11 protein-coding genes and 2 pseudogenes are annotated in these 22,361 nt (G+C 58.4%); 5 read left to right on the top strand and 8 right to left on the bottom strand.

From position 1 onward, the window contains the following. Positions 1–65: 65 nt before the first annotated feature. Entirely contained in the window at positions 66–467 is a 402-nt protein-coding gene (locus ABIB91_RS23335; protein ID WP_009859394.1) for an SPW repeat domain-containing protein, read from the top strand. A gap of 234 nt (positions 468–701) precedes the next feature. Continuing rightward, positions 702–1,724, top strand: a complete 1,023-nt coding sequence (locus ABIB91_RS23330) for a hypothetical protein (RefSeq protein ID WP_354167159.1) — start codon at positions 702–704, stop codon at positions 1,722–1,724. A 250-nt stretch (positions 1,725–1,974) separates the two neighbouring features. Here the strand turns inward: ABIB91_RS23330 and ABIB91_RS23325 are convergent, their stop codons facing one another. The 3 genes and pseudogenes from ABIB91_RS23325 to ABIB91_RS23315 all read right to left on the bottom strand — a co-directional run bounded on the left by ABIB91_RS23325 (position 1,975) and on the right by ABIB91_RS23315 (position 5,730). Next, on the bottom strand, positions 1,975–4,167 hold the full coding sequence (locus tag ABIB91_RS23325) for a xanthine dehydrogenase family protein molybdopterin-binding subunit (protein WP_354167156.1): 2,193 nt from the start codon (positions 4,165–4,167) through the stop codon (positions 1,975–1,977). 3 nt (positions 4,168–4,170) lie between these two features. Continuing rightward, on the bottom strand, positions 4,171–4,626 hold the full coding sequence (locus ABIB91_RS23320) for a (2Fe-2S)-binding protein (RefSeq protein ID WP_009859391.1): 456 nt from the start codon (positions 4,624–4,626) through the stop codon (positions 4,171–4,173). A gap of 649 nt (positions 4,627–5,275) precedes the next feature. Continuing rightward, a pseudogene (locus ABIB91_RS23315) lies at positions 5,276–5,730 on the bottom strand (DUF3788 domain-containing protein). A gap of 1,892 nt (positions 5,731–7,622) precedes the next feature. On the opposite strand from ABIB91_RS23315, the gene ABIB91_RS23310 reads away from it, so the two are divergent. Beyond that, positions 7,623–8,678 (top strand): SAM-dependent methyltransferase, encoded by a 1,056-nt coding sequence (locus tag ABIB91_RS23310; RefSeq protein ID WP_354167152.1) that lies wholly within the window; start codon positions 7,623–7,625, stop codon positions 8,676–8,678. 500 nt (positions 8,679–9,178) lie between these two features. On the opposite strand, the pseudogene ABIB91_RS23300 reads toward ABIB91_RS23310, so the two are convergent. The 5 genes and pseudogenes from ABIB91_RS23300 to ABIB91_RS23280 all read right to left on the bottom strand — a co-directional run. Next, positions 9,179–9,400, bottom strand: a pseudogene (locus ABIB91_RS23300) (HAD family hydrolase); the annotation flags it as partial. Continuing rightward, on the bottom strand, positions 9,397–10,284 hold the full coding sequence (gene hemF / locus ABIB91_RS23295; RefSeq protein ID WP_354167149.1) for an oxygen-dependent coproporphyrinogen oxidase: 888 nt from the start codon (positions 10,282–10,284) through the stop codon (positions 9,397–9,399). The gene hemF and the pseudogene ABIB91_RS23300, both read right to left, overlap by 4 nt. Before the next feature lie 450 nt (positions 10,285–10,734). Next, positions 10,735–11,667: a LysR family transcriptional regulator gene (locus ABIB91_RS23290; RefSeq protein ID WP_354167146.1), complete on the bottom strand. Its 933-nt coding sequence runs from the start codon at positions 11,665–11,667 to the stop codon at positions 10,735–10,737. A 559-nt stretch (positions 11,668–12,226) separates the two neighbouring features. Continuing rightward, the gene (locus tag ABIB91_RS23285) at positions 12,227–12,523 is read right to left on the bottom strand and encodes a hypothetical protein (RefSeq protein ID WP_354167143.1); all 297 of its coding nucleotides are present in this window, start codon (positions 12,521–12,523) and stop codon (positions 12,227–12,229) included. Positions 12,524–13,459: 936 nt separating this feature from the next. Further along, complete coding sequence (locus ABIB91_RS23280; RefSeq protein WP_354167140.1) at positions 13,460–18,310, bottom strand: trifunctional serine/threonine-protein kinase/ATP-binding protein/sensor histidine kinase; 4,851 nt, start codon at positions 18,308–18,310, stop codon at positions 13,460–13,462. A 1,056-nt stretch (positions 18,311–19,366) separates the two neighbouring features. On the opposite strand from ABIB91_RS23280, the gene ABIB91_RS23275 reads away from it, so the two are divergent. Beyond that, positions 19,367–21,568: a PAS domain-containing sensor histidine kinase gene (locus tag ABIB91_RS23275; RefSeq protein ID WP_354167137.1), complete on the top strand. Its 2,202-nt coding sequence runs from the start codon at positions 19,367–19,369 to the stop codon at positions 21,566–21,568. Beyond that, complete coding sequence (locus ABIB91_RS23270) at positions 21,565–22,278, top strand: response regulator transcription factor (protein ID WP_354167134.1); 714 nt, start codon at positions 21,565–21,567, stop codon at positions 22,276–22,278. The genes ABIB91_RS23275 and ABIB91_RS23270 overlap by 4 nt, the downstream gene beginning before the upstream one ends. The last annotated feature ends 83 nt before the right edge of the window (positions 22,279–22,361 follow it).

The raw sequence follows: 22,361 nt of genomic DNA, 5'->3' as shown, positions 1-22,361 counted from the left end.
TTGGGTCGATGCACTCTCCGCGTCGCAAGGACCCACTGTAGCAACGAAACACGTAGGAGACACCGATGTCATTCCGCTTCATCACCAAGTCTATCCACGCCTACCTCATCGATTATCCCGTCGCGATCGTGTTAATTGCAATGCCGTTCGTGCTGAACCTCGGCCAGAGCGGACCGCTCGCAATGTGGCTTTCGGCTGTCGTCGGTGTGGCCGCGCTGCTCTTGGCCGGCCTGACCGACCATCCCACCGGGTTCGTCCGCATCATTCCCTACTGGCTGCACCTTTGGGTGGATCGCGCAGTCGGGGTGGTGTTTGTCATCGCACCCTTTGCCTGCAAATTCGATGGGATCGACGCCTGGTATTATTGGATCCTCGCTGCCGCTGTCCTGTTCACGACGTCGGTCTTGAACGCACCTGAGGATCCGGTCACGGTCCGTTCGAGATTGGGCAGGCGCACAGCGGCGTGAAGGCGGCGGCTCCGTGGTTGAGAGTCGAAATGTTGCCGGTGTTGGTCTGCGGCAGTCCGTCACGAACCCGCGCGGAGCGTGGTATTCACAGCCGCCCTAGCGATTCTCCCGAGAGCGATACGCTTGGAACCTGGGCTGGGGTCATTCTTCATAACGCCGATGGTGGGGGCTTGCACTTTGCAAGCCTTCGGGCGGTTCGGCCGCATCGCGCGCTTGATATTCAGGAGACTCAAGATGGCGTTTGCTCAGCCGCCGGACCGAAGCGCCGCGTTCGGGCCACGCCTTGACCATTTGGCGCTGACTCCCGCAGCGGCGGCCGTTTGCTACCCTTTTCTACTCCGGGCCTTTCATGCCGTCGTCGTCACGCAGGCCGCAACGCCCTCGCCATTCGCAATTGCCGGCGCGACCTTGATTCTGGCCATGGCGTTCGTCGTGCCGTTCCTCGCGTTCGCGCTCGCTTGCCGGCCTGACGCCGATCCCGTGACGCGGCGGCTCGCCTATGCCGGCGTGGCGACCCCAACGCTCTTCGTCTTTCTTGGCGTCGTTCAGGTCCTGATTCATAGCCCATTCCCTGACGAACTCGTGTGGTGCGCGCTTTGGCTTACGATCGCCATTTGGCCACAGACCGCCGGCAATCGCGCCGCGGCAACGGGGCCAACCGTGGGGCGCTGGCGCATTGTCCACGGAATAACGGCGGGGGTCTTGTGCCTATACGTGGCTTTCCATCTAGCCAATCATCTGTTTGGCTTGATCGGCCCCGACGCACATGCGGCCGTCATGAAGATCGGCCGCCTTGTCTACCGCTCTGGCGTGGGTGAACCGCTGTTGGTCGTGGCGATGCTTTTCCAGATTGGCACCGGGCTGTTTCTGGCATGGCATTGGAGTGCCGCCCCGCAGGGCTTCCATCGGACATTTCAGGTCGCCTCGGGGGCCTACCTCTCGGTGTATATCCTTGGGCACATGAACTCGGTATTCATCTACGCAAGAGGGTTTCTCGGCATACCCACAGATTGGAATTTCGCGATCGGCGCCCCGAGCGGGCTGATTCACGACGCATGGAACATCCGCCTTTTGCCTCACTACGCGCTGGGCGTGTTTTTTGTCCTAAGTCACCTTGCGTCGGGATTACGGATGGTACTGATCGCGCATGGCGTCGATCGGTTCGCTGCAAATCGTCTTTGGGGCGCGGGCATCGCAATAAGCGCCTTGATCTCGGCAGCGACCATCGCGGGTATGTGCGGCATTCGAATCAGCTAGGCAACAGCGGCAGGCTAAGGAGCCGAAATATTACCCTGAATGGACCGTCCTGTACTTCCGTTGCTGGCCTACTAGGAAGCCGACGCGACAGCTTGAATCGGATCGAATTTGCAGCCCGACGGGCTCCTTCTGAGAGGTGATTTTCTCCGAGCGGAGAAGGCGGCCACTCTCATGGTCGTTACGCGCAAGAGCCTTAGACCGCACCGTCACCCGTCCACGCTGCGACGCGCGCGGAATGATGGGGCAAGGACTAAGACGACGATTTCAGCGAATTTGTATCAACCGGCAGGCTGCGCAGACGCTTGCCGGTCGCGGCGAAGATCGCATTGGTCACCGCAGCACTGACAATGGCTGTCGCAGCTTCACCGACACCACCTGGAGCTTCCGCGTTTTTAACCAGGTGCGTGTCCACGACCGGCACCTCGTCGATACGCATCGGCAAATAACTGTCGAAGTTGCTCTGCTCGACCCGACCATCTTTGAACGTGATTGACCCATGGAGAGCGGCGGTCAGACCGAAAAGCGTTCCACCTTGAATCTGTGCTTCGATCGTGTCTGGATTGACGTACATGCCGCAGTCAATCGCGCAGACGATCCGCTTGACTTTGACAGAGCCATTCGCGGCCACTTCGACTTCGGCGACCTGCGATGTATAACTTCCGTATGCGAATTGCACCGAAATCCCGCGGCCATGCCGCGCGGGGAGGGGTGCTCCCCATTCCGCTTTTTCCGCGGCAAGCGACAGAACCGCAAGTGCTCGCGGATTGTGGCCAAGCAATCCCTTGCGATAAGCGACAGGATCCTGCTTCGCGGCATGCGCAAGTTCATCTATGAAGCTTTCGACCACAAAAACGTTGTGAGTTGGTCCGACTCCGCGCCACCAAGACGTCCGGACACCTGGTGGCTCGACCCGGACAAAGTCGACGTGGACATTTGGCAGCGCATAGGGTGGCTCGGCCGCCGCTTCTATGGCATCGGGATCCAGTCCGTCCTTGAAGTACGGAGGATAATAGCGAGCCATGACTGAGGATCCGGCAATTCGATGCATCCAGGCAACCGGCTTGCCGGCGGCATCAAGTCCAGCCGACAACCGATCGAGATAATAGGGCCGATACATATCGTGCTGGATGTCTTCCTCGCGGCTCCAGATCACCTTAACCGGCCCGTCGACGTGCTTGGCGATCTTGACGGCGAGGATCGTCCCATCGGCCTCCAGCCTTCGGCCGAACCCACCCCCAATCAGATGATTGTGAATTTTGATCGCACCCATCGGCAGGCGGGTGAGCTCGGCCACCTGAGCCTGCGTGATCGTAGGCGCCTGTGTACCGACCCAAATATCGCAACGATCCTTCTGCAGATGAACGGTACAGTTCATCGGCTCCATCGCCGCATGCGCCAGGAAAGGCACCTGATAGATGGCGTCAACCCGTTGCGCTGCCTCCGCAATTGCCTTCCCTACATCACCCACCTTACGAGCAACCGCGCCCGGGTTTTTGGATTCCTCCTCCAATTGCTTCACGATATCGGCGCTGCTGACCTTGCCGTTCGGCCCGTCGTCCCAGGCGACGGCGGCGGCCTCAAGCCCCTTCTTCGCCGCACCCATGTGGTCCGCCAGCACGGCAACGGCTTCATCTATATTGACCACCTGCCGGACGCCCTTTACCGCCAGCGCGGCCTTCTCATCCAATGCTTTCGCCTTGCCGCCGAGCACGGGCGCAATAGCAACCGCCGCAACCCTCATACCCGGCAGTCGCGCATCGATGCCGTAGATCGCGCGCCCATCGACTTTTATTGCTGAATCCAGACGCTTGGCACGCGTGCCGATCAAGGTGAACTCATTCGGATCCTTCAATTTCACTTTTGCTGCAGGCGGCACAGTCAATTTCGCCGCGGCGGTCGCAAGTTCGCCGTAGCTCAGATCCTTCGAGCCTGATGCATCGAACACCACGCCGTCCCTAGCGCGGCAAGTTGCCGGATCGACATTCCAGCGCTTTGCCGCTGCCGCGATCAGCAGACTACGGCCCACTGCCCCTGCCTGACGAAGCGGTGTCCAGAAGGCACGGACAGACGCGGAACCACCAGTATTTTGAATGCCTATGATCGAGTTGACGTAAAGAGCATCATTCGGCGGCGCATGCTGAACCTGAATCTGGTCAAGCTTCACTTCCAGTTCCTCAGCGAGAAGCATCGAGAGCGACGTGTAAACCCCCTGTCCCATTTCGATCATCGGAATAATCAGGGTGACGACGCCGGTTGGATTAATCCGTATAAATCCGTTCGGCGCGAAAGTGCCCGTGACCTCGTTTTCCGTTACCTGCGAAGCACGCGCTGCGAACACGGGCTCTGCGCGTGCACCGGTCATAGCAAAACCGAGCAGCAAACCTGTTCCCTGAAAAAAGGCGCGCCGGGACATGGCGCTTTCACCCTCGGTGTGGTTATCCATGCTTCACACTCCCGCTGCTAGCTGTATCGCGGCCCGGATGCGCTGGTAGGTACCGCAACGGCAGACATTTCCCGACATCGCCGAGTCGATATCCGCATCGCTAGGTTTAGGAGTCTCTTTTAGCAATGCCGCCGCCGACATGATCTGCCCGGATTGGCAGTAGCCGCACTGCACTACTTCCAGATCCAGCCAGGCCTTCTGCAAGGCGGCGCCTTGCGGCGTGCGCCCAACCGCCTCGATGGTGGTAACCGCGCTGTCGCCGATACTATCGACCGACGTCTGACAGGAGCGGGCCGGTCGGCCGTCGATATGCACCGTGCAGGCGCCACACAATGCTCGGCCGCAACCAAACTTGGTCCCGGTCATGCCGAGCACATCGCGCAGCACCCATAGCAAGGGGATGTCGCCGTCGACATCGATCTCATGGGGTGAGCCGTTGATCTTTAATGTGAAAGCCATGAATGCCTCTTGATCCGCCTAGGGCGTCAGCCATGAGTCGATCAACAGCACTCATGAAATCCGCCAAAGCTCACACATTGATCGCAACAAGGGACGACGCTTTCCAATAACCGGCATGTATAGTTTTCATACCAGCGGGGAATGCCGCCAACCGGATAGCTAAGAAGACGATCAACGCAGCCAGTGTTCGCTTCGGTGTCGCCGCGCGCCTAGACCTGTTGCCGGATGACAGCCTGAGGGAGAACGAGCGCTTCTCGCGTTCGCTCAGCGTGACGTCGTTTGGAGTCAGCATTTACTTGGTCGATCAACCTACGGAATACCTGATGCCAAAGGGCTGCGGATGTGATCGGGGAACAATGACTAACCCCGCCGCCCGCGGCGCTCCGGTCGAGCAGAACCTACATCTTGTTCATAGAAACCGCGCGTTAGCGCTGACAGCACTGGTCATATAGGGCAGATCGTAACCACACTCCTGGCCGAGCATATTGACGGTAGTTGGTGTGCCCGAGCAACTCTTCACACGATAACGCATCTGCAACGAGACGTCGCGAGGTTCGTCGGCCGAATGGTCAATATCCGAAACTTGCTAGCCAGTTTCTTTACACCTATCCAGCGTCTTTCCTCGTTAGACTTAACACTTCCGCGACATTCAAGCGCGCGAGCGTGGAGGGCGCTTCATAGTCAAAAGCTCCGTCACATCATGCCGATCATCTGCGGATGAAATGGCAATTGTCAGGAATTTACCATCCGGGTATGTCTTGGCTTTATCGTAAAGCTTGATCAACTGCGAGCGCCAGGCATTACGGCGCTCCTCAAACCTATCTCGTTCTGGTCACCCAAGACCACCACGGCGGAAAACCGCTTGTATTCCGGCAGCAAGGTACAAAATGCCCTTGTTTTCTTGTAGCGTAGGGACCAGCCGCGCTTCTTGCCGCCATAGAGCCATTCCGGCGCGAAGACCCCGGGGTAACTTTTCTCAATCCAATTCTGCAGAGAGGCCCAATGCTTGAACGTGCCCGGTCCGATCCAGTCCCGAACGGTGCTATCATCGGGCGATGCTGATTTGTCAGTAATCCTGTCGCCGATTTGGGGGGACTTTTCCATGCCGGTGTCCTTCAATTTTTCACGACCGATTCGAAGCTTGGCGGCCGACCTTGACCTTGTACGAAGGGATGTGTGGGCCTTCTTTCCAGATTTCGCAACTTCTGTCGCGGACCTCTCCACCATTGCGGCTAGGCGAGTTGCCTGTCAAAGCTGATATCGGGCGCGTAGACTTGCGGACACGGAAAACGGACGTCCGGTCCGTTATTCGGGGACAGGATTGTACTGACATTTGGGGCTAGTCCGTTGCAGTGACGATCTTTCGCGGCAGAACATGAATAAGCATGCGACCACGCTAACGATTCCGCGCGCTTCCGGGCCAGCACGGTCACCAGCCCGCACGATTAGTGTGTGCGCGCATCGCAGGCCGCAGCCTTTCGAGGGCGAGCGTGCGGTTCCGATATCGCGCGCCATCGCTGCGCAATGGGTTGCACACCGGTCTTTGGGTTGAAGTCGCAATCCTTAGCTAGCGCGTGCCTGCGTTCCTCGATGGCGCGCCCGGAGCACCTCGTAAGGCGATTCGTGGGACGGCTCGTCCTGCGCGTGTTCGTACCAGAGCAGCCGAGCTTGCAAGGACCTCGCGATGTAAGGCAGTTCATAGTTCGTGATCGCATGGGCTTGCTCGGGCCCACGCGCCAGCGGTCGCGGAACGATAGCCGCCAATTCGGCGCCGACCAGCAGCTGAGCGTCGAGGAGTGGCGCGGCTGCTCGATGCCGCCCGGGGCCCAAATACAAGCCCGCCGCTGGCCCACGTGAAACGATCGTTCACCGGCGACTCGCGCATTTGGCACCAACGGCCGGTCCATCAAGCGTGTCTACGGCTTCGACCGCCTTCACATCGTGCATCACATCACCGGCAGCCTGCACGGCTCTTGGATGAAGTGGGTGTGTTCGACGATATCGTGACGCCGTAAGGTGATCTTGAAGAAGACTCGTAAGGTCGAGATACTCTGGTCGATCGGGACGCCGAGAGCGCTCGATCCCAGATGAAGCTGATAGCGGCGCACCTCTTGGAAGGTTGCCGGAGCCGAAGACCATCTGAGGAACGCTGCGACTGTCTGACCAGTTGAAGGTGGTCATGTTGGGTGTTTGGCGCGCACTTGCGTATCGTCATCTCATCGATCATGCGCACGCCGACGCAGCGGGCTCACTGCCTCGTTGGTCATGGGCGGCTCCTCTCTAAGGTGGTGAAGGTTACGAATCCCTTCTCAAGAGAGCAGGCTTCGCTGCGCTATGCTCTTAGCCGCCCCGCCGGCTCTCATGCTCTACCACTCGAGCGGTTTACTTTGAGGCATTGCCGAACTGGCTCGGCTTTAAGGGCGAACGCAATGAACCTTCGTATCGTTCCATGGCGACTTTGGATACCCGACGATTTCCTAGGTCTAATTGAATCGCCGATCGCGACTATCTAGGCTGCATGCGTTAAAGGGCGCGGCGCTCAAAACAGCTCGCTCCCGCCTTCCGGTGGAATACGCCCCCTCCCGCGGAAGGTCTAAGGGCGGTGAAGTCCCCCAACTTCACCGCCCGCTTTTTCCACTCGATCGAAAGTACCAGAAGGAAGGCACAATGCCCCACTGCTCTCCGAGCCTTAGATCTGGCAGAGCCGCGCGATGCGCAGTTTGTGACGGCAAGTTTGGTCTCGTCCGGCACTACTCGTGGCGAACCCCCCTTTGCTCCAAGAAATGCGTTGACCGGTTCAGAACTCGGAGTGATCGCAATTGGATGGCCTGGCTCCAAATCGCTCTCGACCAGCTGCCGGAGAATGGCGCCAGGGGCGGCTCACGGTCAGACTGACGCGAATGACCCAACCCGGAAATTTGCCTCTGGGATGATGCGGCACTGCTGTGATTTCCAGCCCGTTCGTAGAATTTCTGCAGCTATCACCGGAGCACACCTTGAATATCGCTTTAATGTCTCAGTTGGTAGCGGGCGTCATCGTCGCGTCCTTTGTGGCATATAACTTGTTTCATTACGTACTGTTCCTTTTGGTGACCCGACCGAAGGACGCGAGTAAAATCGGCCACCAGCTGAATGAGTTCGAGCAGCGCCAACTGATCGAGTGGACACCAAAGCCGAGCGATTTTCTGAAACATGACGACGAAACGCGCACATACGATGACGTGTTCGGCAGGTATCGCGACGAACAATCAAACTACAGCACGTGTGTGTTCCCCCGTTTGGCATTTTCGCACCCTTACGAGGCCGAATATGCGCTTTTGAAGCCGAGAGACGGGATGCGATTCCTCGATCTCGGATGCGGCTCCGGCGCGGCAGCGGAATACCTCGCCAGACGGAGCAATATCGAAGTTGTGTGCGTGACCAATTCCTCTGTCCAGGCGGAGATCTGCCGGCGCAAATTTGCGAGGCTTGGGGGACGTGGACAGGTGATAGTCATCGACTTCGACAGCCTCGATCTCCCGAACGAATACTTTGACGGCATCTATGCGCTAGAATCGATTGGCTACACCAAAGATCTGGACGCGTGGCTAGCTAGGTGCTGGCGGATGCTCAAGCCGGGAGGACGGTTGCTGATCCATTCGCCGGGGTCGCTGGATCATTGTCGCCGTACCGAGGATTACCTGAGTGTCACCGCCTTCTTCGAGAATTGGCGTTACAATTTTGTCGGCGCCAATCTTCTGGTCTACAAGATGCGCCGACTTGGCTTCGGTCCAATCCACTATCGGCGCCTACCATTCTTGGCGTGGGGAGTAACCTGGAACTTCATTCAACACATGCTGTTGTGGAAATACCGGCTGAAGATGCGCACATTCGTGGAACTGGAGCGAATCATCTGGCGCACGTCGAAGGTATTTGTGTTCGGTAACCCGTACAACACGGTGCTGGCCACCAAACCCAGGCACCCTCATGCTCCCACACTCATATGTTCGGAAGGAGTGGCTGGGGTTTCCGACACTGACCACGAACTCCGCGCATCAATACCGGCTTCATGATAATCGCTGTCTTAGAGGGCCGCGCCTCGCCGGTCTGATGATGGTCACCAGCGTTGCTCCGGCACGAATACGCCTGCGGACCGCATCTGGATGTCGCCGCCGATGACGTCAAACGCCGGATCGGGCCCGCCGACGCCCTCCAAGCCGTCCTTCTCGAGGTCAACGAACTCCTTCGCGCCGAAGTCGAATGCTATCTGACAGTCGGCGGGGGTCCGGTACCGATGACACAGGCGAACGGACTGCGCCTGCCGCGCCGTAGCAGTGAGCGGTGACCACTCCGGCCAGCGCGTGCCCAGGGATCGATGGTGTCGGCCCCAATCGCGGCGATCGGTCGGGGTCGAGGGGCGAGCCAACCCTCATGATGAGGATCGACCGCTGGTCACCCTTCGCTTAGAAATGACCACCACGGCGGACGTGTCTGTTCGACTTCGCCATTCGATCTCAGGAGATGCATATTGTCTCCAGGCGCGGAGATAATCGCTGGTGTGGTGCTAAGACTCATCGGCTGGGCTCATGGCGAGATCGTCGGGCAGAGCGCGGTGGCCCGCAGCCGCGAGCGCGGCAAAGCCGCCCTTGACGGTCAGATGCCGGGCTTCAGCAAGCTTCAGTCGCCATGAGGCGTCCGCATTGGTCCACGCGATCTCGGGCCGGCCGTGGGCCGACAGGATGCCGTTGTCCATCTCGATCAGGATGGCGCGGGGGAGACGCTTGCCCGCGCTCATGGCCACTTCACCTCCGGCGGCAGCGACGACAGGATCGAGTCGACATTGCCGCCGGTCTTGAGTCCGAAAATCGTGCCGCGGTCGTAGAGCAGGTTGAACTCGACATAGCGTCCGCGCTGGATCAATTGCTCCTCGCGGTCTTCGGCCGTCCATGCCGTCGCAAAATTGCGACGCACGATGTCAGGATAGGTCTTCAGGAAGGCGTGGCCGACGTCGTGGGTGAAGGCGAGATCGGCGCCCCAATCACCGCTGTCGTGCCAGTCGTAGAAAATGCCGCCGACGCCGCGCGCCTCTTTCCGGTGCGGCAGATAGAAATACTCGTCGCACCATTTCTTGTATTTGTCGTAATCGGCGACGCCGTTCGCTCCGGTACAGGCGTCCTTCATCGCAGCGTGGAAAGCGATAGTGTCGGCATCGTCCTGGGTGCGCCGGCGATCTAGCACCGGAGTGAGGTCGGCGCCGCCGCCGAACCAAGCCTTGGTGGTGACTACGAAGCGGGTGTTCATGTGCACGGCCGGCACCTGCGGATTGCGTAAGTGAGCGATCAGCGAGATACCGGAGGCCCAGAACCGCGGATCCTCCGCCGCGCCAGGGATCTGCGCGCGAAACTCGGGCGCGAATTCGCCGTGAACGGTCGAGCAGTGCACGCCGACCTTCTCGAACAGGCGGCCGCACATCATCGACATCACGCCGCCACCGCCGGGCGCGCCGGTGTGGTCGGTGCGCCGCCACGGCGTGCGTTTGAAGCGGCCGGCCTCGCCCGGATAGAGGCTTTGCGGCGCGTCATCCTCCAGCCGCTCGAAGCTCGCGCAGATGCCGTCCCGCAAGGATTCGAACCAGGCGCGGGCGCGGGCTTTGCGATCTTCAATGATTGAAACGTCCATATCCAAAATCCTGAAGGAACCAACCCGTAGGGTGGGCAAAGGCGCCCTCGCGCCGTGCCCACCATCCTTCACCGGCGTCTTGAATCGTGGGCACGCGGCGCTTTGCCCACCCGACACGATCTATCCCTGCGGACCGTAATCGGTGCGCTCTCGTTGCAAGTGTGGCGGTGAATGCTGACGCGGATGAGCTTGCCGATATGCTGTAGCCGCCGCCAGACGAAGCGCAATAGGTTTTCCAGGATCGGGGTGATGAGCGGACGATGCCGTGGCATTCATTCCCGCGCGCGACGAACTCGCGTTCTTGGCCCTGATCTGGCTCTGTCGGAACATCCGTAACCCTCAACGCGCTCCCCAAATTCGTACCTGGGTGCTTCTGGGCCTTAACGTCACCTGAATCGCACGGTTTCGCGGTACTCGCTCATGTGCCGCACCTCGCAGCCGGCCCCGTATTCACGCCGCGTCGGAGGACGCGACCGTCGAGCCCCGCGTTTTGTCCAGCGCACTCGTCCAGTCGCGAAAACGAGCAACCTTGATAAAGGCGTCGAGCGCCGGCGAATACTGCCTCCCGGCCACGGCCAAAAGCTGCACCTCACGCCGGACAGGGTCGCCCTCGATTGGGATAGCCGCGAGCGACGGCAGCGTGGGAGCATGGTCTGGCGCCAGGATGGCCCCTAAACCGGCGGATGCCATTTGCTGAAGGTGCCTTTCCTGATCGCTCCTGTGCACAACTGTCGGGCCGGGATGGTCGGCAAAACACGTCTGCTTGAATCGGCCTGCGACGTCGCACCCGACCCTTTCGAGAAAAACCAGCTCGTGAAGGTTTTGAAGCGGGATAACTGTGTGACTCGCCATCGGATGTTTCCGTGACAAGACGAGCACATACCGCTCCTCGAAGAGCCGCCAGCGGTTGATGCGCTCAGGTACCTCCACCGCGTCGCCGACGAGTGCGGCATTGATCTTACCATCCAAAAGCATCGCAACGAGCCCGTTGGCATCGGCCTCGCGCAGATCGACTCGAAGATCAGGGATGATCCTGGCGAGTTCCAAGAGCAATTCCGTAATGATTGCGGCGGAGATTGATGGCGCCAGCCCGATCTTCAGCGGAGCGATGGTCTTCTTTTTATAGCCTCGCGCCTGAAGTCGTACCGACTCCGTCGCGGCAAATATTTCCTCCAGCGTTGGCAAAATCATGTTGCCCAGCTCGGTGAGCTGGGTGAGGTGACGTTCACGGTGGATCAACGCGCCACCGAGTTCTTGCTCCAGCTTGTGTATCGCCTTTGTCAGCGCCGGCTGAGTCACATTGCATTGCTCCGCAGCCCGCGTAAAATTGAGCGTCCTTGCCAGGGCTAAAAAATATCGCACCTGATGAAACTGCAGCTGCATACTTATACTCGAAAGGGTTGAGGTGGTTCGGACCATTCCAGTTCGTTGCCGGGGCGGGCAGGGGTGATGATAAAGCGGTTTGTCGCGGAGCCTCCCAGGAAACAGGTATTGTGTGCCGGCTCGGCATCTCGACCCGCGTCTTGCGGAACGTTTCCTCACCGACACTGCTTTGAATTAACGTTGCGGACCACGCCATCAGCTTTTGAGCGTCCCAAAGACGCGTCCAATCGTACGAACGTTGCATTGCCTCGCTCGGATCTCGACGTACTGGTACGACCTTGAATTCGCCGTCATTGGCGTCATCGCCTGTTTGGTCAGCTAAAGTGTGAATATGTCACTCGGAGCGTGCACGCACAGCCTATCCACTGCACTTTCCGGGGCCGGACAAATGGTCGTGGGATCGGGTCGGTTCTCCGCATTCCTCACACTTGTCATCACATCGACCGGGAAACCGTTTCACATCCGGTTCGATGACCTGACAGCAGAAGAGAGTAAGTGTCGTGGAGGGGCAATGGCATCGGGGAAACGTCCATCCTTGCGATAGGGAACTACAGTTCGGCTAAGCGTAGAAATATGCAGCTCCTTTGAAGGCGGATCCGTCAAATGGTCGGATCACATCGGGCACCAAAAACCTCCAGTCGCGCGGCCAGAGCATCGACTTTGCGCCTTGCGCGGTACGCGTCGTGTCCATCTGCCGATCGGTTGCAAAGCGACCATCGCCGATATCCCGTCTATGGCGATGGCTCTGCCCATGTTGATTGTAGTTGCGGTAGCCTCGCCCGTGAGTGTCGACATAGCGCGTGGTGCACGTGACGGTCACATCGTCGCAACTAGTCGCTGTGAATATCGCCGGCATCATTGTTCTCCTTGTCGCCGCTAAGCCTGATGCTCTTGCGGACTACAGATATAACGGGTTAATCACTGCGTGAAGCGCAGTTCTTGTTACGGCGTTCTCATTCTTGCGGTTTGTTGAGCGCGTATTTTATGGCGCCGACGTCCGTTGCGTGCCGACAACTCAGAGGTCTGGACACCAGCTCGACCCAAATGGCTCGAACAATCCGCCGTAGTATAGAGGTGAGTAACGGTCGCGCTGTTCGGGCCGCGCGACCCTCCGTTAAAACGGGTTCGCTAAGGTGCGACACACGCCACTGATACTCATAATCAAGGAACGTACCTTGCGCTCCTCGCTTGCCAAATCGAACTTGTTCCGGCGTTGACCGGACCTAGCGAATGCAATGACCGCGCACGAGGCCCGGAACGGCGACGGTGGTCAGGTTAGCGCGTCAATGCTTCCGATCACCGCTCCCATGCGGCGACACAATATCGGCATTTATCTTGAAGTTCGCCTCTGCTTTGTCGATCTCGGGTCACGGAGAGGTGCTTGACGATTTCTGAGGCGCCCCCGGCGACCTCTCTCAACGCCGTGGCCAACCCGACGTCGCCGCAATCCGAGTGCTCAGACTCGTCGTTCCTTAGCTGCGCTGAACGTGGAACGACATGGACATGAGCCGTTCCAAGGAACAAGCCACGAGCATGACGACCTCCTAAATGATGAATAGCGGCGCTGGCTGCGCCGGCGGAACTCCAGTGCGTGCGAGCCCAGAGTTCTTCCGTTAGGGATCATGGCGCTGTGATTTGGCCACCCCGATTGGCCATCTTAATGCGCCACATACGAGCTAAGATGACTCCGCTGCACCATCTCCGCACAACAGAACAGACGTGAGACTGATATCACAATTCGTGACGCCGGTAGCGATCCGCTCCGTTGCAGACGCGCTGCAAACTGTTCAATTCACGAGGCCTGATTTGACCGTGCGGGCAGCGTGAATTGAAACGTCGCGCCCCGAGGTTGAGTGGCGGTGGCCCACAGTCGGCCCCCATGCGCTTCAATAATGGTGCGGCAGATCGATAGGCCCATCCCCAAGCCGCCGGGCTTTGTCGTGTTGAAGGCGTCAAAGATGCGCTCCAGACCCAGTGAACTCAGACCTGGCCCGGAATCCCGCAGTACTACCAGCACGCCGTCCGGCTCGCCCTTACCAGTGGTGATCACCAGTTCTCGCGGATCCCCGCTGATCGAGCTCAATGCTTCAACGGCATTGATGATCAGGTTCATTATTACTTGTTGCAGCTGGACCCGATCTCCTTGAATGAGCGGCAAACCGTCCCCGAGGTGTGATTGCACCGAAATGCCATTCTTCACGACTTCGCCGCGGGTCAGGGCGATCACCTCAAGGATTGCTTCGTTGATGTCCACGTCTTCTTTCCGTAGAGGTGCTTTTTTGAAAAGCGCTCGTATGCGGCCGACAACCTCGCTGACGCGTTTGCCATTTGCAAAGATCCGGTTGAGAGCCTCCCGAGCTTTCTCCAGATCTGCTGGTTCTTTGCTCAGCCAGTGCAACGCCGCAGAGGCATTGTTGAGCGTCGCCCCGATGGGCTGGTTGACTTCATGGGCGATCGAAGCCGAGAGCTGCCCCATTGTTGCAACTCGATTCGCGTGCACGAGCTCCATCTGCACCTCACTGTAGCGCCGCTCGCTTTCACGAATTTCCTCCTCCGCCCGCTTGCGCTCAGTTAAGTCTACCACGAAGGCCGCGCCTTGGTCCGATCGCTCGCCGAACGTCGCTGCCCCGACCAGCACCGGCACGCGACCGCCGCTTTTCAGGAAGTACTCCTTCTCGTAAGGTTGCGTGGTTCCGGTTGCCTCCAGCTGGGCTAGTCGTCGGTCGTCGGCATCGCTCCATTCCGTGGGTGTCAGATCCCGCCAGCGCAGTCGACCGGAGACGAGATCGTCGCGGCTGTATCCGACGATGCGGAGAAACGCTTCGTTGGCATCGATGATCCTACCGTCAACATCCCAGACGAAGATGCCGATGATGTTGGCATCCACTAGCCGTCGGATTCTGGCCTCCCGCTCAGTTAGCTCGCGATACAGGCTGGCGTTCTCTATTGAGATAGCGGCCTGGGAAGCGAGCAGCGTGAGGACTACCATTCGAGCAGGAGTAAACGCGGCAGTCGTAAGGTTGTTCTCCAAGTACAGCAGGCCAATCAACTTGGTCTGCTTCAGTATCGGCAGGCAGAGCACTGAGCGTGAGCGATGGTCGCGAATATACTCATCCGCCGAAAACAAGTTCTGACTGGACGCATCGTGCAGGAGAACGCTTTTTTTTGTGCGAAGCACGTATTGAAACACCGAGTTTGGTAGATCTGCGGTCGTGACGCGGGCCTGTTTCAGGACCACGGTCACCTTGTCACTGCTGGCCGTGGCTTCTGCTTCAATTTGATACTTGTCGGCTCGCGGAAGAATCAAGAGACCTCGATCCGCGCCCGCGTGTTCGATTGCCGAACTCATGAGCGTGTTCATTAACTTCTCGAAAACGATCTCGCCTGACACCGCTTCCGAAACTCTGATTACGGTAGCCAAATCGAGTTGCTCGAAGGGTGTTACTATGGTCGCCGTGGAATTCCGGACCGACTCGTCCACTTTGAGGTGCGGATAAAGTTCCTCGAGTTGGCGAACCTTTCCATCGGCTCCCCAGCGCTGATAGCAGGCCCGCGCGGCCCGCAAATAGGTTTCCGCGATCTTCTCGTAATCGCGCTCTGCGTAGAAACGCCCGGCAATCTCGTTGGCAATTGCCTGGATGTGCACGAACCCGTATTTGCGAGCCTCGCGGATCGCCTTGTCGTACAGCTCCTGCGCGTTCAGTGTTCGGCCCTCCATGCGGGCGATCTCGGCGCCGACCAAGGCGGCGCGGTCTTCGAAGGTTTCGGGGTTGACCTCCGCCCACGCATGGAGTTGCCGGTGGTGCTCGAGCACAGATGCGAAATGCGTCGGTCTCTGCTCCGGTGGGGCGTGATCCCACACCGCCGCATGCGCCAGCGCGGCATAGAGGCGATACTCCGCCGACTCGAACGTTGCCGCCGACGTCCAAAGCAGCGGTTCCGCGTGCAGCGATGCATCGAGCGCCGCCGCAAGTTCTCCGGCGAAAAAATGCGCCTGCAGCTTTCGCGTCCAGTAATAGAACTCCGCCAGTACCAGATCGGGGCTGTTGGCCAAGCGGCGTTCGGTATCGAGTTGGCTATATCCCTCATGATCCAGGCAGCCGAACGTTTCAGTCAGCCCGCGCAAGGTGCGGATCAAACCAAGTTGTGCTCCGCAGCGCTCGATGAGCGGACCGAAACGCACCCGCCTCGCAAATGCCAAGCCCTTCTCGCATTCCTCTTGCACTTCCGCGAGTGGATCTCCGGCAGCGAGGCCAACCGTGACGGTCAGCAGCTCGCACTCGGCTGTCAGATACTCGATGGAGAAGATAAGCCGGTAATTGCGTTCCCAAGTCTCTTCTGTAAGAAGGGCGCGGCCGGCCCTGAGATAGATGAGAGCCGAGTCGTATGCTGTCGAGAGTTTCGCGCGCCGACCTGCGATCAGGTTCAATTCTGCGACGCGCTCGCGATCCTCGACAAGGTTGATAAGATGGGAGCCACGGTTAAGTTGATTGGCGATATCAAATATCGCCTTCTCACGTCGTTCTGCGGGCGTATGCTCGGCGAGGAGCATTCCAATCCGCAGGTGAGCCTCCGCGCGAAGCTCCGCCGGGATAAGCGAGTAGGCGGCTTCCTGCACCCGGTCGTGCAGGAAGCCGTAGTAATTGTCCGTGCGGAAGATCAGGCCCGATCGCACTGCTTCCCAGAGATGGTCGTGCATGTCCTCGACGGAACCCTGATACCCAATCCGTAGCATCTCGAACTCTGCACTGTTGCCCATGCATGCGAACTGCTGCAGTACCCTCTGGGTTTCCGGCGAAAGGCGCTTTAACTTGTCGACCATCAGCTCTACGACGTTGTCCGTGAAGCCTTTGGCACGAATGCGGGGCAGGTCCCATACCCAACGGCGCGCGCGATAATCGAATGTCAGCAGGCGATCGTCCGCGAGAGTCGAAATGAACTGAATTGCAAAGAACGGGTTGCCCGTGGTCTTTTCGTAAATCAAGTCTGCCAGTGGGGCGGCGGTCTCCATTTGGCAGTGAAGGGAGTCCACAAGCAGCTTACCTAGATCGTCGCGACTGAGTGGTGTGAGAACGATTTCCTGCACTGCGGCTCCGGCCTGACGGATCGCCTGAAGCCTACGTACCAGCGGATGGTTGGCATTGACCTCGTTGGTCCGATACGCACCGATGAGCAATAAATGCTGCAAATCGTTGCGTGTTAACAGATCTTCGAGGAGGTCGAGTGTGGCGACGTCCAGCCATTGCATGTCATCGAGGAAGAGCGCAAGCGGATGTTCAGGTCGCGCAAACACGCCAATGAACCGTCGAAGGACGGTCTGAAAACGTCTCTGCGCTTCCCGCGGCGGCAATTCCGGCACTGGCGGCTGGTCGCCAATCACGTGCCGCAATTCCGGGACGAGATCGATGAGGAGCAGTCCGTTCGGACCCACCGCCTCGAGAATTGCGTCTTGCCATTTGCGGAGGTCTTCCTCGTTCTCGCTGAGGAGCGGCCGGACAAGGCTCTGAAACGCATGTGCCAGCGAGGCGTGCGGAATATCCCGCTTGTGCTGGTCGGATTTGCCCGACGCGAACAAGCCGCGTGGCGGCACGAGTGGTTTATGGAGCTCATTAACGACTGCGGATTTACCGATGCCGGAGTATCCGGAGACCAGCACCAGTTCGGCTCGGCCACCGCCAACAATGCGGTCGAAGGCGGTCAGCAGAGTGCCAATTTCGCGGTCCCTCCCATATAGCTTCTCAGGGATGATGACGCGATCCGGGGTGTCGCAAGCGCCAGGAGTGAAGTCATCGATCGACCCGTGGGACTCCCATTGGGATAGGCAGCGCCGAAGATCGCTCTCAACTCCCACCGCTGTCTGATATCTCTCCTCCGCGGTCTTCGAGAGCAACTTCATCGTGATCGCGGAGACCGAGACCGGTACGGTTCCCACCCGCGCTCTCGGTGGGGCGGGTTGTTTCGCGATATGACAGTGCACCCATTCCATCGGTTCGGAGGCCGTGAATGGAAGACTCCCGGTCAGCATTTCGTAAAAAGTCACTCCAAGCGAGTAAAGGTCGCTCCGATAATCGATCGAACGATTCATTCGTCCCGTCTGCTCGGGTGCCATGTAGGCGAGCGTTCCTGCGATGAACTCGGGAGGATCGGGCGACTGGCGCTCGCGCGGAAGTTGGGACGCAATCCCGAATCCGGTGAGCCATGCGTTTCCGGTGCCGTCGACGAGGACATTCGAAGGCTTGATATCGCGATGTATGAGGCCCTGCTGATGGACTTGACCCAGTGTTCTTGCCAGCCCAATAGCGATGTTCAGGAAGCGAGTCAGATCCAGCGGTTGCCCATGGTCACGCTCAAGAATCCAATCCAGCGGCTGACCGCCGGGATCCTTGAGTAAGAGGATCGTCCGCCCTTCGTGACGAACAATGGCCAGAGGCTTGGCAGCCCACGCGGGATCGAGTTCGGCTGCGAATGAGTATTCGTGCATGAGCCGCCTGATACTCTGAGGCGACGGCTGTTCAAAGAGTGCGACCGCTAGGACTGGCAAAGGGTCGTCGTGCTTTCGGCCGCGGTAAAGGGTAAAGTCCGCGCTTTCGCGCAGGGGCACCAGCACGTACCCCGAGAGGTGACATTCTTGTTGCCACGGCATCACGACCTCGGAACATTGATTTGGGCAGGACGCTAAAAGGATGTCAACAGGGAAGAAACATCAATGGCCGCGGGGCCGCAGAGTTGGTTCAAGCTTTCTAACGAACTGGAACTTTCCAACGAGCTGAAAAGGGTCTCTTCATCGACGGGATTGCTCGAGAGTTAGGTCCGTCTTATGAGCAAATGCCCGGCTGAAGTTTATCCGTCTGCCTTGGGGACAACTGCGCAGCGGGTTGGCGGAAGCCGGCGCACTTGCCTGGTGAGCAGGAGCACCGCTGCCGGACAGAACTCCGATTCTTGAATTGTGGCTTGTCGGTCATATTCCGGCATAGCATCAGCGGCGCCTCCAGCAACTTGTTGAACCTGCAATTGGAGACCTATTTGGTTTAGTGTTGAAGAGCTCCCGCAAGCATTCCGGCGTGACTCGTCTGAACGTTTGGTAACTGAACTGCGGCGATCAGCTCAGGGAACGCATTTCTGAGGCAAGATGCGATAACATGAGGCCGGCCGTCTGATTATCTATTTGCAAATGCCTCAAAGAGCGGACGGAGCTGTTTCACAGGCTCATGGTGACCAGATGATCATCCGTGGCGAGGTTGTGTCCCCGGTGGTGGTGTAGCTCGATACAGCAAAGCCGCCCGTCCGCGGGAAATCCCAACGAGTCCGCCGGAATCGCGCGACGAGACCTGAAGGGCGCGGCGATGAAAGAATCTGCGCTTGCGGGGCCTCGCATTCTGTGCCCCACCGCGTCGCAGCCTGCGCCACTAGCTACCAGTTCGAATGGGACTGGCATCCCAGCGAGACTGCTGCAGATTGGCCAAATATCGGTTCCAAGAGATAGGAATAGGCGAGCAACTGGCGCATCCCGTATCGACTTTCCAGCGGTTATATGTAGGCTTTCGGCACTTTGATCCGGCGCTTCAATTCATCTTGATGGGCGATCTGTTATGATCCATCGCTGCCGTTTACGCGCCGAAAAGAGATTAGTATGTAACTTGAGTGCAAGCGTGACGGCAAAATAGCCCTGCGCGGATACTGGACACGAGATCAGCTACAAATGACTCGTTTGAAGTCCAAGTCGAAGAAGAAAACGCGGACGGTAATCGGACGCGCAAATGCAACGCGCCAACGGGCGCGACCTTCCAAGAAGATTGCTGTCGATGATCGCCACGTCGGTTCCTCGAAACCGAGCGGAAGTGGGCAGGGTCAAGGGCAGCCTTGGGAGGAAGGCAGTTTAACGCCCGAGCAGATCCGCAGCGTAAAGAAGAACATTATGGCTCAACGACGAGCCCAACGCCGTCGCATGGGCGAGGTTAAAACCGCTTCGGAAGCCCTTTCGTACGAAATAGACCAGTATAAGCAAGTCCTGGATCGATCACGGTTGCAACTCGAGGTCTTGCATAAATTGCCCGCGGTCGCGTGGACAGTTACGCGGCATGGCAGTTGTGACTTTGTCAATCAATTCTATCTGGATGCGACCGGCCTATCGGCGGATTATTGCACGGCGCCGCTGAAAACGTGGAGAAAGAGTCCAAGCGATCTTCCGCCCTTTCTTTCCGCTTTGCATCCGGACCATAAGGAACGTGTGTCCCACATATTTTGGGACGGTGTCCGATCTGGCGGAGGCTGGACGTTTGAGGCACCGTTTCGCTATGCAGACGGTTCCTATCGTTGGCACTTTGATCGTGCGGTCCCGGTGCGAGACGCCCGGGGCAAGGTACTCCGGTTCGTCGGCTCTAGTTCGGATATTCAGGAGTTGAGGTCGGAGAGGGACGCGCTGGTGGATAGGGAGAGACGGCTTCTCGCAATCATCGATGGTAGCCCCAACCCGATCTTTCTTAAGGACCCTGATGGTCGCTTTTTGCTGGTCAACAGCGAATTTGAAAAGATCACCGGTGTCTTCCGCAATCAAATTATTGGTAAAACCGAGGATGACCTATCTAAATTGCGCGGAGCGGGCGCACTTCGAACGAACGATCGAGAAGTGCCTCGTTCGGGCGAAGTGATGCTTGAGGAGCTTGCTACGACCGATATAGGTCCGCGCTGGGGCGCAGTTCAGAAGTTCCCAATCGTCGATGCGGACGGTCGAATCTATGCGACCGCCCACATCACGACGGAGGTCACACTACGCAAAAGCGCGGCGGAACACCTTCGTCTGGCCGAGGACCAAACGCGATTGATCTTGGATTCCTCCCTCGACGCTGTCATCACGATTGACGCGCGTGATATAATTACGGGCTGGAGCAAAAGCGCCGAACACATGTTTGGATGGTCCTGCGATGAAGCCGTCGGCAAGCGAATCGTGGATACGATTATCCCCATGCAGTATCGCGAGGCTCATTCGCGAGGGTGTGAGCATTTTCTCGCAACCGGCGAAGGCCCGATACTAAACAGACGCATCGACATAACGGCGCTCCACAGCGCTGGACATGAATTCCCCGTCGAACTGACTGTCACTGCTATTCGGCTGGAAACCTGGCACTTCACCGCGTTTGTGCGCGACTTGACAGATCAGAGACGAGTGGAGGAGGCGCTACGCGGAGCGCGGGAAGAGCTGACCCGGGTGACCCGTCTTACTGCGATGGCGCAGCTGTCTGCGTCCATCGCTCACGAGATCAACCAACCTCTGACGGCCATTGCAGCCAATAGCGATACGTGCCTCCACTGGTTGAGCACGGAGGAGCCGGATCTCACCAAAGCGAGGGCGGCTGCCCAGCGGTTGGCCAAGGACGCGCGACGCGCGAGCGATATAATCGCCCGCATTAAGGCGTTGATGAACAAAACCCCGGTTGGAAAGGCCCCGCTCGATATTATTGAGGCGATTCGTGATGTCATGAAGCTAACGCAAGAGGAATTTCGCAAGCACCGTATAACGACGCTTGCTGATCTGCACGAGTCGGTTCCGCGGATCAACGGCGACCGCGTCCAATTGGAGCAAGTCATTCTGAATCTCGTATTGAACAGCATCGAATCAATGATGCTTGTGACGGATCGTCCAAGGACCCTTTCGATAAGGTCTCGGGTGCTGGATGACAGAATGGTTGAGATCTCATTCCACGATACCGGCGTTGGATTCGATTCCACGGTGATCGATCGACTCTTCGACGCGTTCTTCACGACAAAACACAACGGAACGGGTATGGGCTTGGCAATTTGTCGTTCGATAATCGAAGCCCACGATGGACAGATTTCGGTGACCCCAGGTGCTCCATTTGGAGCAGTTTTCCAATTCAGCTTACCCATTGCAGATGCACCATGAACGAGAGTGACCAGCCCGTCGTTGCCGTCATAGACGATGACGAATTCGTCCGCGAAAGTTTGGGTGCCCTTCTGGAGACGATCTCAGTGAAGGTCGCGCTCTTCAAGTCAGTTGAGGCGTTTTTGGGCACCAATCCTCCGGTACTACCGAGCTGCATCGTTCTGGATGTGAGACTTCCAGGTGCAAGCGGCTTTGAGTTGCAAAAACAACTAGTCGCGGCTCACGTCGATACGCCTATTGTTTTCATTACCGGCCATGGCGATATCGCGATGTCAGTGCGGGCCATGAAAGCAGGTGCAATAGAGTTCCTGTCAAAGCCTTTCCGGGAGCAAGAGCTGCTCGATGCGGTACGCCAAGGGATCGAACGCCACCGTGCGCTCGCCGCGCAAGGACGCGCTCAGGCGCAAATCCACGAGCGATTTGTGCGCCTGACCGATCGAGAAAAGGAAATCATGACTTTGCTTGCAAAGGGGCGCGTAAGCAAGCAGATTGCCGGCCAACTTGGCGTCAGCGAAGTAACTGTCCGCGTTCATCGTAGCCAAATTATGCAAAAAATGGACGCGCGCTCGCTGGCGGATTTGGTACGAATTGCGGATCGGCTCAAGGCGGATGACGAAAACCCCGCGGACCCGGAAGGACTGCCTCGCATGAGCCGCACGGCGAAGCACGTCACAGGGAAACAGAAGGGGCGCGGCGATATAACGAAGTGACCCTTTGACCATCTTCGAGGAACCCATTGGCGTGATGCGGGCGTTCATCTGGACCCCACCACAAAACTTGGATAGCTCCACCA

Origin of the sequence: Bradyrhizobium sp. JR4.3 (assembly GCF_040547695.1) — a bacterium.
Lineage (GTDB): Bacteria > Pseudomonadota > Alphaproteobacteria > Rhizobiales > Xanthobacteraceae > Bradyrhizobium > Bradyrhizobium canariense.
The sequence above is the reverse complement of the archived record's forward strand: the minus strand, read 5'-3'. Positions and strand labels throughout refer to the sequence as shown.